Origin of the sequence: Chryseobacterium sp. 6424, assembly GCF_003692615.1 — a bacterium.
Classification (GTDB): Bacteria; Bacteroidota; Bacteroidia; order Flavobacteriales; family Weeksellaceae; genus Kaistella.
Genome location: NZ_CP023540.1, coordinates 2,348,462 through 2,365,157, shown reverse-complemented (window position 1 = coordinate 2,365,157; position 16,696 = coordinate 2,348,462). Strand labels below are relative to the sequence as shown.

At 43.4% G+C, this 16,696-nt stretch carries 16 protein-coding genes; 6 read left to right on the top strand and 10 right to left on the bottom strand.

The window, feature by feature from the left end:
* Positions 1–21: 21 nt before the first annotated feature.
* Positions 22–948: a M28 family metallopeptidase gene (locus CO230_RS11065; RefSeq protein ID WP_122028971.1), complete on the bottom strand. Its 927-nt coding sequence runs from the start codon at positions 946–948 to the stop codon at positions 22–24.
* 95 nt (positions 949–1,043) lie between these two features.
* A complete protein-coding gene (locus CO230_RS11060) occupies positions 1,044–1,433 on the bottom strand; it encodes a DUF4293 family protein (RefSeq protein ID WP_122028649.1) in 390 nt (129 codons plus the stop codon).
* A 156-nt stretch (positions 1,434–1,589) separates the two neighbouring features.
* On the opposite strand from CO230_RS11060, the gene rho reads away from it, so the two are divergent.
* Positions 1,590–3,425: a transcription termination factor Rho gene (rho, locus tag CO230_RS11055; protein WP_122028648.1), complete on the top strand. Its 1,836-nt coding sequence runs from the start codon at positions 1,590–1,592 to the stop codon at positions 3,423–3,425.
* A 137-nt stretch (positions 3,426–3,562) separates the two neighbouring features.
* Entirely contained in the window at positions 3,563–4,159 is a 597-nt protein-coding gene (locus CO230_RS11050) for a superoxide dismutase (protein ID WP_122028647.1), read from the top strand.
* A gap of 58 nt (positions 4,160–4,217) precedes the next feature.
* On the opposite strand, the gene CO230_RS11045 is transcribed toward CO230_RS11050, so the two are convergent.
* A complete protein-coding gene (locus tag CO230_RS11045) occupies positions 4,218–4,634 on the bottom strand; it encodes a DUF6146 family protein (RefSeq protein WP_228438143.1) in 417 nt (138 codons plus the stop codon).
* 73 nt (positions 4,635–4,707) lie between these two features.
* Positions 4,708–5,904 (bottom strand): endonuclease/exonuclease/phosphatase family protein, encoded by a 1,197-nt coding sequence (locus tag CO230_RS11040; RefSeq protein WP_122028646.1) that lies wholly within the window; start codon positions 5,902–5,904, stop codon positions 4,708–4,710.
* Positions 5,905–6,138: 234 nt separating this feature from the next.
* Here CO230_RS11040 and CO230_RS11035 point away from each other — a divergent pair, with 234 nt between their 5' ends.
* The gene (locus tag CO230_RS11035) at positions 6,139–8,862 is read left to right on the top strand and encodes a carboxypeptidase-like regulatory domain-containing protein (RefSeq protein WP_122028645.1); all 2,724 of its coding nucleotides are present in this window, start codon (positions 6,139–6,141) and stop codon (positions 8,860–8,862) included.
* 18 nt (positions 8,863–8,880) lie between these two features.
* Entirely contained in the window at positions 8,881–10,962 is a 2,082-nt protein-coding gene (locus CO230_RS11030; RefSeq protein ID WP_122028644.1) for a DUF5689 domain-containing protein, read from the top strand.
* 236 nt (positions 10,963–11,198) lie between these two features.
* Here CO230_RS11030 and CO230_RS11025 read toward each other — a convergent pair whose 3' ends face one another.
* The 5 genes from CO230_RS11025 to CO230_RS11005 are packed head-to-tail and all read right to left on the bottom strand — an operon-like array spanning position 11,199 to position 14,658.
* Entirely contained in the window at positions 11,199–11,669 is a 471-nt protein-coding gene (locus tag CO230_RS11025) for a DUF6702 family protein (protein ID WP_122028969.1), read from the bottom strand.
* Positions 11,670–11,711: 42 nt separating this feature from the next.
* On the bottom strand, positions 11,712–12,470 hold the full coding sequence (locus CO230_RS11020) for a TIGR00730 family Rossman fold protein (RefSeq protein WP_122028643.1): 759 nt from the start codon (positions 12,468–12,470) through the stop codon (positions 11,712–11,714).
* Between the two features lie 8 nt (positions 12,471–12,478).
* Positions 12,479–13,192 (bottom strand): NDP-sugar synthase, encoded by a 714-nt coding sequence (locus CO230_RS11015; protein ID WP_122028642.1) that lies wholly within the window; start codon positions 13,190–13,192, stop codon positions 12,479–12,481.
* 9 nt (positions 13,193–13,201) lie between these two features.
* Positions 13,202–13,618: an RNase adapter RapZ gene (locus tag CO230_RS11010; protein WP_122028641.1), complete on the bottom strand. Its 417-nt coding sequence runs from the start codon at positions 13,616–13,618 to the stop codon at positions 13,202–13,204.
* 23 nt (positions 13,619–13,641) lie between these two features.
* Positions 13,642–14,658 carry an aminoglycoside phosphotransferase family protein gene (locus CO230_RS11005; protein WP_122028640.1) on the bottom strand — a complete coding sequence of 339 codons (1,017 nt, stop codon included), beginning with the start codon at positions 14,656–14,658 and terminating at the stop codon, positions 13,642–13,644.
* A gap of 50 nt (positions 14,659–14,708) precedes the next feature.
* Here CO230_RS11005 and xrtF point away from each other — a divergent pair, with 50 nt between their 5' ends.
* Both xrtF and CO230_RS10995 read left to right on the top strand, forming a co-directional pair.
* Positions 14,709–15,251: an exosortase family protein XrtF gene (xrtF, locus tag CO230_RS11000; protein ID WP_122028639.1), complete on the top strand. Its 543-nt coding sequence runs from the start codon at positions 14,709–14,711 to the stop codon at positions 15,249–15,251.
* Positions 15,238–15,672: an exosortase F system-associated membrane protein gene (locus CO230_RS10995; protein WP_122028638.1), complete on the top strand. Its 435-nt coding sequence runs from the start codon at positions 15,238–15,240 to the stop codon at positions 15,670–15,672. Before xrtF ends, CO230_RS10995 begins: the two co-directional genes overlap by 14 nt.
* On the opposite strand, the gene CO230_RS10990 is transcribed toward CO230_RS10995, so the two are convergent.
* Entirely contained in the window at positions 15,669–16,673 is a 1,005-nt protein-coding gene (locus CO230_RS10990; protein WP_122028637.1) for a cation diffusion facilitator family transporter, read from the bottom strand. The genes CO230_RS10995 and CO230_RS10990 overlap by 4 nt on opposite strands.
* Positions 16,674–16,696 lie beyond the last annotated feature (23 nt).

Sequence of the window (16,696 nt, the reverse complement as noted above, 5' to 3'; positions counted from 1 at the left end):
GGAATTTAGAATGTAAAAAGATTATCGCTGTAGTTTTACCGTATCGTTATATTTCGGGCTGAAATTCTGTGGGGTAAGTTTCTGTACTGTTTTCCCGAAACTGTTGATGAGATTGGTAAGGTTACCGAATTTCACTACACTGATGTCATCATTGGCCTTATGATAATGGGTGGCAGTGCGCATATCCACTGTTGAGAAGGAGTGGGCGATGATGTTTTTCCTCGCGAAGACCACGTTATCCGAACGGTAGAAAAGCTGTTGTCCCACGTAAGGATCTGGGTGTATTTTCAGTTTGTTTTCAGCAGATGCGTTAATAAGTTCATCAAGATCCGAAAAGTTATCACCCGTCATATACAGTGTATTCGGCCCGAACTGAGATTCGGTAGCAACCATCTCAAAATTGAACAGCGCAGTGATGTTTTTAAAATGAGACTGTAAAGAAGGCACTTCCGCAATCGCCTGCGAGCCTTTCATGCCCTTCTCTTCCCCATTGAAGGCAACATACATCATAGAAAATGCAGGATCGGTGTCTTTAAAATAATCTGCCAGTCCCAGCATCAGGGTAACGCCACTTGCATTGTCATCGGCACCGTTGAAAATGGCGTCCACACCCTTCCCGTTGGCGCCAATGTGGTCGAAATGCGCGGTATAAGCCAATGTTTTTTCAGACTTTCCGGGTTTTACGGCGCACACGTTATAGGCGGTTTTCCCTTTATACTCGAACGGTATAAGGTAAGAATCGCCCGTACAGTATTTCAGTTTGTTTTCCTGAAATCGGCGTGCAATATACACTGCCGCGGAATCGTTCTGTGGCGTACCAATTTCGCGGCCCATCATGTCATCTGCCGCTAATGCGGAGAGCATGGTCTTAACCCGTTGTTCCTCAACTTTCTGCGCGGGGGCATATACTGCTAGAAACAGTGCAAATGCGTAATAGAATTTATTCATCAATAATTTTTTGCTAAAGATAGACATTCGGCGGAAGCAAATAAAAAAAACAGTTCCCGAAAGAACTGTTTCACTCAAAAAAAAACGTTGTACGTTTAGCGGAGTCTGTCCACAGATTTTACGAGCCTGTCGTCTCTCCGGATCGCACTGTTGGCAAAAAGCAGACAGATGATGGAGAGGAACGGGAAAAGCGGCTCAATACCTTTCTCAGGAAACTTGTTTCCTCCAGATAATGTGAGTAGCCAGTACGCCAATAAACCGAGCAACAAAGCGTTTATAAAAATGCTGATCTTATTCAGCAGAATTTGTCTCTTACGGTCCTTATAACTCAGGATGCTGATGAAGCCAAATAGAATTAAAGCCACGCAAACCACCGATATGAAGGGCACCGGCCCAAACACCGAAAAATCCTGCCCTGTGATGAACAGAAAAATGGCACCTAAAATGGCCAGAAATATCCAAATGGTTTGTATACGCTGCAGCATCTCTTTAAAAAATCACAGACGCAAAAATAACAATAATTTTTTGCATTAATAAAAAATAACTGTAGATTTGCAGTATAAATCATCTGATTAAGAAAAGTCGCCCGACTTAACTTTCTTACCTACACTTACTTATAAAATACTTTTTACATAATATTTATGTTCAATCTTGAGACATTACGCTCGAAATCCGAAGCGGAATTGGCCAGAATCATCACGGATCTAGGGGTGAAAGTAGCCAAAAACAGCACGGACAGCGATAAGATTTTTGCCATACTCGATTTTCAGGCTTCTAATACCAAAATTGCCAAAGATTATTTCAATACAACCGAAGACACCGGCAATACAGAACCTACTGAAACTCCCGCAAAAAAAACACGCAAAACCAGTACCCGTAAAAAATCAGTGAAGACTGAAGAACTACCAACTGAACCATCTGCGGAGGTTACCGCAAATCCCACAGAAAACCTACCCGAGTCTCCTGTAGAAATCGTAGCTGAAGAATTGGCTACAGACAAAGCAGAAAATCCTGCTGAGCAAACGCCCAAGGCACCCGCAAAGAAAAAAAGACAGCGAACACCGAAAACGGAAACTCCCGCTGCTGAAGCTGCAGAAAACGAAACCATCACCACGCCGGCCGAAGCAGAACCTAATACCGAGCAACCTAAGAAAGCACAAACCAACCAAAACCAGAACAACGGTAACGGGCACACAAATAATAACGGTAACGGCAATAATAACCAAAATAACGGCCAAGGCAACGGTAACAATAAGCCACAGCACCCGAACCAGAAAAACCAGAACCGTCAACACCAGAACCAGAACCGCAATCAACAAAATGCCGAAAGTACAGAGGAAGTTCCTAAAAAAGACTTCAATTTCGACGGTATGGTAACCATTGAAGGCGTGCTGGAAATCCTTCCCGATAACTACGGTTTCCTTCGATCTCCGGATTTTTCATACATATCTTCTCCCGATGATGTATATGTATCGACCAACCAGATCAGGAATTACGGCCTGAAAACCGGCGATACGGTAAAAGGCATCGTGCGCTTGCCAAAAGAAGGCGAGAAATATTTTTCACTGCTGAAGCCTACGGAAGTCAACGGCCGTGAACTAGAGTTTATTAAAGACCGTGTCGCGTTTGAGTTTCTGACACCGCTGTTTCCTGAAGAAAAATTCAATCTTACCGGGCAAAACTCCACACGCTCTACCAGGATTGTAGACCTTTTTACCCCAATCGGGAAAGGGCAGCGTGCCATGATCGTGGCACAACCTAAAACCGGTAAGACCATGTTGCTGAAGGACATCGCGAACTCAATATCCGCGAACCATCCTGAAGCGTACATGATGATATTGCTTATTGATGAACGCCCGGAGGAAGTAACGGATATGGAGCGCAGTGTGAATGCGGAAGTGATTGCTTCCACCTTTGATGAACCTGCGGAAAAACACGTGAAAGTCGCCAATCTCGTTCTTTCAAAAGCACAGAGAATGGTGGAATGTGGACATGATGTAGTGATTCTGCTCGATTCCATCACACGCCTTGCCAGAGCGTATAACACGGTTACCCCAGCTTCAGGGAAAATTCTTTCCGGTGGGGTAGATGCCAATGCGCTGCATAAACCCAAAAGGTTTTTCGGGGCAGCCCGTAATATCGAGGGTGGCGGTTCCCTTACCATTATCGCCACTGCACTGATTGATACCGGCTCTAAGATGGACGAGGTCATCTTTGAAGAGTTTAAAGGTACCGGAAATATGGAGTTGCAGCTCGACCGTAAGATTGCCAACAAAAGAATTTACCCAGCCATTGATCTGGTGGCATCAAGCACACGACGCGATGATCTGCTGCATGATGAAATTACCCAGCAGCGCATGTGGATCCTTCGGAAGTATCTTGCGGACATGAACCCTGTGGAAGCAATGGAATTTGTGAACAAAACCATCAAAGGAACCATGAGTAATGAAGAGTTCCTGATGAGTATGAACCGATAACATCATTAAAGAAACCGCTTGAAAGAGCGGTTTCTTCATTTAGCGGAATGTTAAAGATTTATTAAAGTAGGGTATCATTTTTGTACTCCGTGTTTATAATGTTTAAATTTGAATATTAACCTTAAAAAATTAAAATAATGGCATTCGAATTACCTCAGTTGGGCTATGCTTACGATGCGCTAGAGCCTTCCATTGATGCTAAAACCATGGAGATTCACCATACAAAACATCATCAGACGTATATCGATAATCTTAATAAAGCGATTGAAGGTACAGACCTTGAAGGCAAAAGTATTGAGGAAATCTGTAGAACTGCGGCAGAAAAACCAGCCATCCGTAACAATGGTGGCGGGCATTATAACCATACACTTTTCTGGGAAATACTTACACCAGGCGGTAGCAAGGAGCCTGTGGGAAGCGTAAAAGCAGCACTTGAAAACTACGGTAGTCTTGATAAGTTTAAAAATGACTTTACGGAAGCTGCAAAAACCCGTTTCGGTTCTGGTTGGGCTTGGCTTTGTAAAAAAGAAGATGGGAGCCTGGAGGTATGTTCTACCCCAAACCAGGATAATCCACTGATGCCAGGTGCAGGCTGCGAAGGAACGCCCATCTTAGGCCTTGATGTTTGGGAGCACGCCTATTACCTGAATTACCAAAACAGAAGACCAGATTACATTACAGCATTTTTTGATGTGATTAACTGGGACAAAGTAGAAGAGAAATATAGCAAGTAACATCATTTTCATATTTATAGGGAAAAGGTTCAGAAAACATTCTGAACCTTTTCCTGTCTTAGCGCACTTCCGAACCGCTGAGGCCGTTCAGCCTCAGGCCGTACCGCCACTGAACATACGCGAAGACTTGGTAGAGCTTATACTCAAAGTTTATCCCGTAGTTTTCATTGGGGTCATATTCAATCATCGATTCAATGACATTGCGGTGCCGCCCAGAGAGATAGTAAGAATTCCATTCAGATACCAGCATGGTGTTTCTGGTTTTCAGCATTGGTTCAGAATACATGGTAATGGGTTTGGCGTAGGCATTTAGAAAGTAATCGAACTGAGAATCGATCACAACGAGATCCCACTCGCCATCTTCGCTGCTTTTTTCTGGTTTAATTTCTGTTTTGGTGGTGTTGTTTGCGGAGTTTGCTGATGTACACTGTATTAAGAACAGTGCTAAAAGGATCAGGCAGATATTTTTCATCATATTTTTTTATAAAGATATCAAATAAAAAGCCGAAGTGTAAGACTTCGGCTTCGTATAATTACGGCGATGGATGTTATTTTTTGCTCAGCGCTTTCTGTAGGATGGTTACTGCCGGAAAGTGGTCGCTGTATCCACCGGTGAAACGGTCGCCGTCCCATGATCTCAGGGGATAACCCTTCCATTGGCCCTCGCTGTTCTTCAGGTAAGCGGGTGCATGAATCTCTGTTTTGTAGATGGAGTAAGATGGGGTGAGTTTTTCAGGAGAATACAGGTTTTTTGATACTATAATCTGGTCGAAAAGGTTTGGTGCATCTCTGTAACCGAGTGAAGCCACACCTGCTTTGTACATTTTGGTCATCAGGTTATAGTAGGGCGTTTTTTCTGTCAGCTGCTCTGGTTCGCCTACTGTTCCCCAGATCTTTCTGATGCTTGGGCTTACAGGGTCATCATTAAAGTCGCCCATTGCGATTAGCTTGATCCCCGGTTCTTCAGCACGCAGGCGGTCCATTTCAGTTTTCAGTACAGTTGCGGCAGTAGCACGGCGTGGGTAAGAGCGTGCTTCGCCACCACTTCTTGATGGCCAGTGATTGACGAAAAACGCCGTTTTTTCTCCGTCCAGCAGACCTTTTACTACAAGTACGCCACGGGTATAACTGCGGTAGCCTTCATCATTATATACCTTAACTTCTTTTTCATAATGGTCGGTTACTACAAATCTGCCTTTTTGATAAATTAAGGCCACATCTACCCCACGGGCATCATAGGAATTGTGGTGTACGATGCCGTAGTTGCTTTTGGCAAGTGCTGGCTGCTTGATGAGGTCTTCAAGCACCTGTCGGTTTTCGATTTCTACCAAGCCAATAACAGCGGGGTTATCATTGGTGTATTGTCTGCCAAGTTCAGACAGTACGCGGCTTACGTTGGCGAGTTTTTTATTGTACTTTTCGGTGTTCCAGTTTTTTGCGCTTTTTTCTGTGAAATCGTCCGCCAGGATTTGGTAGCGTACTACTTTTTTACCTACCAGCAGTTCGTTGCTCCATTCTCCTTTATATACTTCGGTCGTCTCTAGGAACTTTAGCGAATCTAATGGTACGCTGCGGTGAAAAGCGGGATTTTTAAAGTCTTTAGTCCCGTCGATATAATCTGCTGAAGGCACAGTGTCCCAAAGGTTTTCAACGTTAAAAAATGCGACCGCAGCTCTCTGTACCTGGGTTTGGGAAAAAGCCATTCCGAAACAAAAAACTGCGATTAAAATAAGGTGTTTTTTCATTTTATGGATATAAAAATTTTTGAGGATGTAAAATTACTAATTATTTATAAAGCACAACTTTAAATTATAGACGCTGACGGCTGAAATTTATCACAAATACAGCTTTTATGATTTCCACAGATGATAATACTCATGCTTGGGAACAAAGTGTTAAAAATCTTTAACTTAACCAAAATAAGTCTTAAATTTGTTGCCCCTTAAAAATAGTCAATAAGGGGATCTAAATAATTTGTTATGATAAAAAAGTTATCCTTAATCTCATTGTTTACATTGCTTCCGGCTTCTTATTATTTCGCACAGACTACCGTGTATGCGTACGTAAAAGATCAGGAGGGGAAACCAGTTGAGAGAGCAGAGATTGATCTTGTACAGTCTGCTGACGATGTGACGGCTGATAAAATTGGTTACTTTCAGTTCGTGGACCTTATGCCGGGCCGTTATCAGATCAACGTCTCTAAACAGAGTTTTGAAACCAAAATCATTGAATTTGAAGTAACTGCTGATGAGAAAAGAAAAGACTTAGGTGTCATTAGCCTTGCCACAGCAATTCTTCCCAATGCAGGGATTGTGGTGATTGATGACGCTGCCAACGATTCTGATGAAAGTGGCTCCTCCATGCAGCCGACAGTAGGGCTTTTGAGTTCTGGGCGAGATGTCTTCCAAAACGTTTCCGCATTTGAGCTTGGTGCGTATTGGTTTCGGCCAAGAGGCGTAGAAAACCGTTTCGAGGATGTATTGTTCAATGGGGTTTCCATGTCGAAAAACGATGATGGTAAAGTAGACTTCAGTAACTGGGGCGGCCTTAATGATGTCACCCGTTACCCTTACGAATCTGTAGATAATATCACCCCGTCAGAATATGCTTTTGGTAACCTCGGTGGCGTGGTGTACTATAACACCCGTGCTTCCAGCTACAGAAAGCAAACCTCGCTTGCCTATTCCTTCACGAACAGAAGTTATTTCCACAGAGCGATGGCCACATACTCCAGCGGACTTTCTAAGAACGGTTGGGCATTTACCTTCTCCGGAAGCCGCAGATGGGCAGAAGAAGGGGTGATTGAAGGGACTTATCAAGATGCCTACGCATTCTTCGGTGCGATTGAGAAGCAGTTTAGCAGCCGCCACGCGCTCAACCTTACCGCGTTTGGCTCACCAACATACCGTGCCAACAACTCCCCAAACACGCAGGAAGCGTATGATATCATGGGCAAAAACTACAACTCCTACTGGGGTTGGCAAGATGGGGAGAAAAGAAACTCCAGAATCCGAAAAGTTTTTGAACCTATGTTTATGCTGACCGATTACCTGAAAATAGGTGAGAAAAGCAACTGGATCAACACAGTATCCTATCAGTTCGGTAGAGATGGAAGAAGTCGCCTGGATTGGTTCCACGCCGCAGATCCGAATCCTACTTATTACAGAAAACTGCCAAGCTACGGCATTTATACCGAAGATGAGTTCCGCCAACAGTCGCAGATTGATTGGGAAAGCCTTTACCAGGCCAACTACCTGAACCGTTTCGATGTGAATGGTAACGAGCAAGGCGCTGTATATACTGTAGTGGAAGATGTAAATGAAGACAAAACCTTCAATTTCGCATCGCACTTCGATACTAAACTTGATGAAAACTGGAAACTGAACCTTAATTTCAATTACCAGAACCTGAAATCTGATAACTTCCGTGAGGTAAAAGACCTTTTGGGTGCTTTTTACGCAAACAACCTGAACGCTTTCGGTAACGATCAGCCGTATGACCTTGACAATCCGTATACAAGAGTTGGGGAAGGCGACAGAACTCAGTATTCTTACGATTTACTAAGAAATCAATATACATTTAACGCTTCCACAGAGCTTGATTTACCAAAATGGACGATCGCGGCTTCCGTTGTGGCCTCTTACTCTGAGTCTCAGCGTGACGGTAAATTCAGGCATCACCTATATGCAGACAGCAAAGGTAAGAGCGACCTGTTCACCGCATTCGATGCTGGTATAAAAGGACGTGTGCTTTATAAAATTGATGGTAAAAACTTCATCGCTTATAACGGTACATTCTTCAGCCTGGCGCCAACACTTAACGAAATTTTCATCAGCCCGCGTGTTACCAACATGATTACGCCTGATGTTAAAAACCAGGTTGTTAACTCTAACGACCTTAACTTCATTCACAGAGGTCAGGTGCTTAAGTTAAGACTAAGCGGTTATTATACCACTGTGAACAACGCTACTGAAATCTCCAGATACTATGCGGATATTTCGAGTGCGGCCGTAGATGAAGGTAACGCATTGGTTGCGGAAGTGCTTAGCGGTGTTAATAAATCTTATAAAGGTCTGGAGTTGGGTGCTGATGTAAAAATTACTACTACACTTAACGCGACAGCGGTTGCCAGTTATGGTGACTACAGAATTGAAAATAATCCTTTGGTAAAAACCTTTGATGACGATTTCGGGATCAGAGAGTGGGGAACTGCAAACCTGAAAGACTATAAAGTGGCAGGCACCCCGCAAAAGGCATATTCCGTAGGGTTACGTTATAACTCTGCCAACTACTGGTGGGTAGGCGCTACTGCCAATTATCTGCAGGATCAGTATCTGGATTTCTCTGCGCTTAATAAAACAGCGGCGTTGTACACCAATCCACAAACCGGTGATAACTACCCAGGTGCAACCCCAGAAGTTATCGCGGAAATTACGTCACAAAAGAAATTTGACGACCAGTTCATGCTTAATGCCAACGCAGGTAAAACATTTGTATTCGGTAAATACAGGATGGGTGTAAGCGTAAGTGTAAACAACATCCTGAATAACAGAGATTATGTAACCGGTGGCTTCGAGCAGGGCAGAGCCGTAAACTTCCCAGAGGCACTTGCAGAAGCACAAAGAGATACGCCATACTTTGGCCCTAAACTTTGGTATGACAGGGGGACAACGTTTTTCGCCAACGTTTATTTAAGGTTTTAATTATTTAAAAATATAAAAATGAAAAAATACAGTTCATATTTTAAAATGCTGTTTATCGCCTTCGCGTCGTTGCTCATGACGGGCTGCGTGCAAGATGATAAATATGATGCTCCTAATCTGGATGCCTACCAGTGTCAGGATCTTACTGCTACACTTACCATAAAGGAAGTGAAGGCGCTGCACGGGACTACACGTTACGTATTCCCTGAGGGATCTACCGCGGTGATGGAAGGTTATGTATCCTCCACTGATGCTTCTGGCAATATTTATAAAACGATCTATATTCAGGATGATCCTGTGAATCCTACACAAGGGTTTACCATCAGTGTAGATGCCGTAAGCACTTATACAAAGTATCCACAGGGATCTAAAATTTACATCAAACTGAGCGGCCTTGCTTTAGGTACTTATGGCGGATTGGTACAGTTAGGGGTAGAAGACGCTACTGCAATCGCGCAGGGTGTAGATGCGGTATCCAGAATTCCGGAGAAGATGCTGCCACAGAAAATCTTCCGTTCTTGTAAACCGGCCGTGAAAATGGTGCCTAAGAAACTTAAAATTACCGACATGACCGCCAACCAAGACCTTTTGGGTGCATTGATTGAAGTGGAAGATGCAGAGTTTACCAGCCTCGCGCTTTGTTCTTCTTTTGCGCCGGATGGGGTAACGGTTGACAGACAAATTGGGCAGGGCTGGAACGGAAATAACAAGCAGTATTTAGGTACAGCAATCGTTCGTAACAGTGGTTTCGCAAGCTTTGCCAACCAAACTCTGCCTGCGGGTAACGGTAATTTCATTGGGATTTTCAGTAAGTTTAATCAATCTTACCAGCTATACATCAACAGAGTTGAGGATTTAAGGGATATGAAGCGTTTCCCACGTCTGGATAAGATCGCTTCAGACCCATGCGCGCTGAACCCTTCTGATTACACCGCGAAAACAGTGGCAGAAGTGAAGCAGCTAGCAACATCTGCACCTTTAAATCAAATCACTGGAAACTTCCTTCTTAAAGGAAAAGTAACAGCCAATGATGAAACTGGCAACCTCTTCAAATATATCTATGTAGAAGACGCTACAGGCGGTATCCGTGTAAACATTAATAAGACAAATCTATATCAGGACGCCAGGTTCAAAGTAGGCACTGAGGTTTACATCAAACTGAAAGACCTTTATGTAGGAGCTGTAAATGGTGAAATTCAAATCGGACAACCATTTAACGGTAACGTAGGTCAAATCGTTGAAGCGGATGTGTTCAAACATTTCTTTGATGCTAAAACAGGTATCACACCGGTAATCGCTACAGAACGTACCATCAAGCAGCTTACTACTGCAGATGTCGGTAGATGGATTAAGATTAAAGACGTACAGTTTATTGATGCCGACTTAGGACAACCTTACGCTGGATCATCTGTAACCAACAGAACGCTCGAAGACTGTGAAGGTAATACCATTATCCTGCGAACCAGTAACCGTGCGACATTCGCTGGTGCTGAGGTTGATGGCGGTAAAGGCGATGTATATGCCATCCTGTCTATATTCAATGGTGTTTACCAACTTTGGATTCCGAAACAGATTCATGCTGATTTGGATGGCAACCGTTGCGACGGCTCCGTTCCGCCAACGACGATTTTCTTGGAGACTTTCCAAACAAGCTTAACCAACAGCTTCACTGCATATGATAAAGGTGGTCCGCAGGTTTGGACACGCTCTAACCAAGGTACAGGGACCAACTATTACGCGGTAATGAACGGCGGAAACGCTGCAAACGAAGACTGGTTGGTATCTAACGAGATCAAGCTCACCGGTTATAAGTCTTATGGCTTTTCGTTCGATTCTGATGGACGTGCTTCTGTTGCAGGACCACCATTGGAAGTGTTCGTGACTGAGAACTTCACCGGAGATCCAGCTACAACTACATGGACTAAGATCGACGCTCCGTTAGACACCCAATTAGGCGGTTTTGCTTTTGCGACTTCAGGTAGAATAGATTTCAGCGCTTTTGCTAATAAAACCATTAGAATAGCGTTTAAATATACTTCTACGGCAACTGCATCCACCACGTGGGAGGTAGATAACGTGAAGATTACGGGAACCAAATAATCCCGCCACCATACTAACCGAAAGGCTGCAGCAATGCAGTCTTTTTTTATTTGATATAGTAAGGTCTCTCTCAGTCATTCACTATATATTAAGAACTTATATTGCAAGAGGAAAAACTTTAACTAAAGATTCTTTCTTAAATAATTGTTGCATCATCCGTTTGGGATTCATTTATCAGGCACAAAAAAAAGCCACATTTCTGTGACTTCTATATGACTTTTTAAGCAATAACTGACTTAAAAACTGGCTTCGTTTACTTCTTTGCCTCTCTGGAAATTCATTGTTTTCTGGCTGCCTTTATAAGCTACATTCACGATATTGATTTGTCTTGGAAAAGTGCTTAGAAGAATGGTGTTTTTAATCCTTAGTGAACTTATTTGGCTTACGCCACCGGCCTCAAAGTACACCCAGGTCGATTCGCCATTTACTTGGCTGCCTGTGAAGGTGAGGGTTTTTGCACTTCCGTTCACGAAGAGATCGAAATTATTGTTTACATATTTTTTTACTTCGGCTTCAAAACCTGCGGTATTTGGGTTGATTTTAATAGCGTCAGAAATATGCTGCGTGTTCATTTTAGTGGTAAGTTTCAATGTGCGACTGCCTTCTACATAGTCGATCTTTGTCATCGAGGAGTAAAAATCTGCGGCTGTAAAACCCATCAACATCATCAACGCAAAGAACCCGGTAATATGTAGAAGTTTTTTCATTTTCGTATTCATCTCTCAAAGGTTGCTCAAATATAATGCCAATTAAAAGTTAACGTTTACCGTGTATTTATCGTAGAAAGCCTTGATATGGGCCACCGCGTCATCGGCGGTATCTACAATGCGGTAGAGCTTGAGGTCGTCCTCAGAAATGAGGCCGTTTTTAAGCAAAGTCTTCTGGAACCACTCTAATAATCCACTCCAAAATTCCGAACCTACGAGGACGATGGGGAATTTTCCGATTTTGTTGGTCTGTATTAATGTTAAGGCTTCGGTAAGTTCATCCAGCGTACCAAAACCGCCTGGCATGACGATGAATCCTTGAGAATACTTTACGAACATCACTTTGCGCACGAAGAAGTAATCGAAATCCATGCTATATGGTTTATCGATATAAGGATTGAAGTGTTGCTCGAAGGGCAGCTCGATGTTCAGGCCGATAGATTTTCCACCGCCGTTTCGGGCACCTTTGTTTCCGGCTTCCATAATGCCGGGGCCGCCACCGGTAATCACACCGAAGCCAATTTCTGTAATTTTTTGGGCGATATCAACCGCCATTTCATAATACGGATTGTCTGGCGCTAACCTTGCAGAGCCGAAAATAGACACACATGGGCCAATTTTTGCAAGTTTTTCATACCCATCTACAAATTCTGCCATGATTTTGAAGACCATCCAGCTGTCTTTGGTAATCGTAGCGTCCCAGGTTTTTTCGCTAAAAGAATGCTGTACCCTTTGGTCAATCTCGAACTCGTTTCCTGCGGCTGCTTTGGTAGTGCCTTTCCCTCTTTTTATCTTGCTCATAACTGGTCTTATTTAAAATATTGTTCTGCCTGTAAAACCGATTCTGGCCTGCCGACATCTATCAGAAGCGCCTGATGCTCATAACCACGTATAAGGTTGGTTTGCATCATATCCAGATATTCGTCCATGATGGAGAATTTTCCGATTCGTTTTATCTGATGGAATATCCCGGGGTTCACACAATGTATCCCACTGAATGACAGCGGTATAAGTTTGTCTTTGGCTTCTGTGAGCCTTTCTTCGCCCGTGGTTGAGTTTAGCCAGCCACGCAGCATCATGCTTTCATTAAACAGCAGTTTCCGTGAACTTTTCCGGTCGGAGACCGCTAAAGTAATAAAATCTTTTTTTTCCTGATGCGCCGCTATGAAATCCGAAATATTTAAATCCGTCAATATATCGGCATTCATCATCAAGAAATCCTCCCCATGATCCAGGAATTTCCTTGCAAATATCAGTCCGCCACCGGTTTCAAGCAATTCATCCTTTTCATCTGAAATTTCTATACGGGCCCCGAAATCATCATGCTTTCTAAGGAAATCTACAATTTGCTGCCCAAAATGATGGATGTTGATCACGAAATCATTGATGCCATAATGCTGCAAGTAACGGATGTTCCTTTCGAGCAGGGGGATCCCGTTTACTTTGGCAAGTGCTTTCGGGTGATGGTCGGTAAATGGCGCAAGGCGGGTGCCTTTACCGGCTGCAAGTATCAGGGCTTTCATACGCTTGGTTTATGCAAATGCGCGGTTGAGTTGTGGCTGCTCATCATGGTGAAGATGCACAGTCGTTTCAGGATATGTCTCGCGGATGTAGGCTGCGGTCTTCTCAGCACAGTAAACGGAACGGTGTTGCCCGCCGGTACAGCCAAAATTGATCTGAAGGTTTTCAAAACCACGTCCCAGATAATTTTCGATGTTAATGGAAACGATATCTTTCACCAGTTCCAGAAAACGGGGCATCTCGGTCTGGCTTTCAAGGAACTCCTGCACCGGAAGGTCGCAGCCGGTTTGTGCTTTATATGTTTCGATACGTCCGGGATTCAGGATTCCGCGGCAGTCAAAAGTGAAGCCGCCGCCGTTGCCACTCGTGTCTTTCGGGATGCCGCCTTTTTTGTAAGAAAAACTGTGTATGTCGATTGTTAAACTCATGTATGAATAGATTTAATATAAACTTATGAAGTCATTAGTAATTTAATTTTGTGTTGTGTCTCTGTGGTTGTCAGGTTCGCTATCATTTTCTGCAATTCTGGGAAATCCTTCATGTGTTCCCATTTTTCTGAGAAATGTATAAGGTTTTTAATGCCGGAACCAAGACTTTCCATAAAATGACTTTTCCGCTGTATAAGACCACGGAACCCGTAGGCGCCCAATACCTGAAGAAAGCGGATCAACTGTAGTGGCTCCAACGAATTCTTTAGTTCATGCGCGGTTTTTTCGTCCCAAAGCGAGAAATAGTACGCCAGCATTTCTTCCTTAAATATTTCCGGGAAATTGGCTTTGGCCTGATAAAGGAAAGATACCACATCATACATCAACGGACCTTCCATAGCAGATTGATAATCAATGAAAAAGCATTTATTTTCATCATTCACCATAATGTTGCGTGCCTGAAAATCCCGGATCATCAGGCCGCGTGGAGACAAGTTCCCTAAGAGTGCGGTAAGCGTGTTAAATTCTTTCAATAACGATGCTTTGTGATAAGGCACCTCCAACACATCGGCAATGAAACTTTTAAAATAGAACAAATCATTGGTGATGGGAAGTTGGTCGTAGGTTTCATATTCAAATGTCTTTGAGAAATCGACCTTTTGATGCGTCTTTACCTGAAGCAGATGTAATTTTTCCAGACTTTGCTGCACGAGTGATTTAGTTCGGTCCGTAAGGCCTTCCTCAGCAATGATTTCCGACAGGGTTTGGGTGCCAAGATATTCCTGAACATAGGTTGTTCTATCGGTAGAAATGCTGTAGATTTTAGGAGTGTTTAATGAAAAGGCTGCAAACAGTTCGGTGAAATAGAAGAAACTTTCGTTTTCGAGTACGTTGGCATTTTCCGTGACGATGAATTTTTTTTCGGCTATTGTAGCAAGATAGTTCCGGCGTGCAGAACCGCTTTGTGCCAGTAAAGTAAAATCTGAAGCGGGTTCCCCCGTGAAAGTCTCGAAAAATTGCTTTGCCTTTGCGCCATTCATAGCCTACAAATATAATGATTTCGTAGGTGTTAAAGCTGTATATTTGCTGTATGTTTACTGACTTTAAGCCTGTATTGAAAATTTTGCTGCGATTCATGCTGATATATGTTGTATTGGTCTTTGCCTATCAACTGTATCTGAATCAATATAGCAAAGCCGGGCTCGATCCTTTTTCTGTCTGGGTAGCAAAGCAAGCGTTATTTATGCAGGATTTGCTACAGTACCCCTCACACTTGGTGCCGGGCCAGCCCGAACAGGAAACATCGTGGTTCTATGTTAGCGGCAAGTATGTTTCCAGGATGGTGGAAGGTTGCAATGCCGTGTCGGTGATGGTATTGTTTGCCGCATTTATCATGGCGTTTTATCAGGGTGCCAAGACTTTTGTATTTGCTGGTCTTGGGCTGGTGTTTCTACACCTCATCAATGTATTGCGGATTGCCGGACTGAATATACTGTTGGTAGAATGGCCAGCGTATTCGAAAATTGGGCACGATTATCTTTTCCCCGCGGTTATTTATGGCAGTGTGGTGATATTGTGGCTGATTTGGATTAAACTTTTTGCACTGAAGACTGATGCTGATGAGAATATATAAAGTTATTATATTTCTGGTGCTGCTTTCGGCGCTGGTGGGCATTCGCATGGCGGAGGAACAGTTGTTTTACGACCCTTTCCTGAAATATTTCAAGGCGGCTGATAAAAATGAAATATTTCCGTCTTTTGAATGGCTACCCTTAGTGGCGAGTCATTTTTTTAGATTTATACTGAATCTGTTGGTTTCGGTAGCATTGGTACAGTTACTTTTCATGAACCGTGCCTGGACAGTACAAGCAGCCGCGCTGATGGTGATGGTGTTTCTCATCACTTTCCCGCTTTACCTTTATTGTGTATATACCAATTTCGAGGTCGGCTACCTGTTTTCGTTTTATATGCGGAGGTTTGTGATTCAGCCGCTTATTTTGCTGCTTATTGTTCCGCTTTTTTATTACCGGAAACTGCTTCTGCGCGCCCGTTAATCTGTACCCAGTTCATGTTTGTTCACCTGCGTAATGGTATGTTCATTCCATTCAATTTTTCTTTTAAATGTTCTTTGCCGCACGGTACATTCGAACAACTGGCAAATTTCGCACGAAAAAGGTTTGCAATCATCAAGATGAAAATTAAATTCTACCTCGCGCTCGGTATACTTCCCCAATAATCGATACACATTCTCCATCTCTTCATGCGCGGTACGAAGCTCGAAATACCAAGGCAACGTAAGGTGCGCATCGATATGTAATACGCTGCCATGTTGTTGGATCCGCACGTTATGGATATCAATCCATTCGGGTTTTCTGTTCTCATTCAGTACGACAGACATTTGGTCGAGCATTTCCATATCCGCTTCATCCATTATGCCACTTAGGGCTTTCCGAAGGATTTTATAACCTATGAAAATGATGTAACCGCCGAATAGCAGCGCTACGGCAGCATCAATCCAGTATTGGTTGGTGAAATATACCAGAATCATGCTGATGATGACGCCAAGTGTGGTTAAAGTATCACTCTGTAAATGTTTACCCGAACTTTGCAGCACCAGCGAGTTTTCCTTAATCCCTTTTTGGTACGAAAGGTATCCCATCATAAAGTTGATGATGGCAGTCGCCGCGACGATTAGTATTCCCCAGTCCAGTTTTTGCGGAACATTACCATGCAACAGTGAGTCCGCAGCCTGTACGATGATGATGATCCCTGCTGCAATAATCAGTACTCCTTCCACACCGGAAGTGATGAATTCAGCTTTTCCGTGCCCGTAAGGATGATCGGTATCTTTCGGTTTTGCCGCAACGTACAACGAATAGAGACCTAAAAAGGCCGCGATAATATTAACAATGCTTTCCATCGCATCACTGAAAACCGCATCAGAATTGGTTAGCTGCCATGCCACGAGTTTCCCCACGAAGAGTACAATCCCAAGTATCGCTACTTTCCGCTGGAAAGACAGGCTATTGTTAGGGGATTTCTTGATTTCTGACATTAAGGGTTTTATTACACGAGTTA

Excerpts from the sequence above, each read along its gene's own strand:
- CO230_RS11065 (WP_122028971.1), bottom strand. The coding sequence starts at position 948 with ATGAATAAATTCTATTACGCATTTGCACTGTTTCTAGCAGTATATGCC.
- CO230_RS11060 (WP_122028649.1), bottom strand. The coding sequence starts at position 1,433 with ATGCTGCAGCGTATACAAACCATTTGGATATTTCTGGCCATTTTAGGT.
- rho (WP_122028648.1), top strand. The coding sequence starts at position 1,590 with ATGTTCAATCTTGAGACATTACGCTCGAAATCCGAAGCGGAATTGGCC.
- CO230_RS11050 (WP_122028647.1), top strand. The coding sequence starts at position 3,563 with ATGGCATTCGAATTACCTCAGTTGGGCTATGCTTACGATGCGCTAGAG.
- CO230_RS11045 (WP_228438143.1), bottom strand. The coding sequence starts at position 4,634 with ATGATGAAAAATATCTGCCTGATCCTTTTAGCACTGTTCTTAATACAG.
- CO230_RS11040 (WP_122028646.1), bottom strand. The coding sequence starts at position 5,904 with ATGAAAAAACACCTTATTTTAATCGCAGTTTTTTGTTTCGGAATGGCT.
- CO230_RS11035 (WP_122028645.1), top strand. The coding sequence starts at position 6,139 with ATGATAAAAAAGTTATCCTTAATCTCATTGTTTACATTGCTTCCGGCT.
- CO230_RS11030 (WP_122028644.1), top strand. The coding sequence starts at position 8,881 with ATGAAAAAATACAGTTCATATTTTAAAATGCTGTTTATCGCCTTCGCG.
- CO230_RS11025 (WP_122028969.1), bottom strand. The coding sequence starts at position 11,669 with ATGAAAAAACTTCTACATATTACCGGGTTCTTTGCGTTGATGATGTTG.
- CO230_RS11020 (WP_122028643.1), bottom strand. The coding sequence starts at position 12,470 with ATGAGCAAGATAAAAAGAGGGAAAGGCACTACCAAAGCAGCCGCAGGA.
- CO230_RS11015 (WP_122028642.1), bottom strand. The coding sequence starts at position 13,192 with ATGAAAGCCCTGATACTTGCAGCCGGTAAAGGCACCCGCCTTGCGCCA.
- CO230_RS11010 (WP_122028641.1), bottom strand. The coding sequence starts at position 13,618 with ATGAGTTTAACAATCGACATACACAGTTTTTCTTACAAAAAAGGCGGC.
- CO230_RS11005 (WP_122028640.1), bottom strand. The coding sequence starts at position 14,658 with ATGAATGGCGCAAAGGCAAAGCAATTTTTCGAGACTTTCACGGGGGAA.
- xrtF (WP_122028639.1), top strand. The coding sequence starts at position 14,709 with ATGTTTACTGACTTTAAGCCTGTATTGAAAATTTTGCTGCGATTCATG.
- CO230_RS10995 (WP_122028638.1), top strand. The coding sequence starts at position 15,238 with ATGAGAATATATAAAGTTATTATATTTCTGGTGCTGCTTTCGGCGCTG.
- CO230_RS10990 (WP_122028637.1), bottom strand. The coding sequence starts at position 16,673 with ATGTCAGAAATCAAGAAATCCCCTAACAATAGCCTGTCTTTCCAGCGG.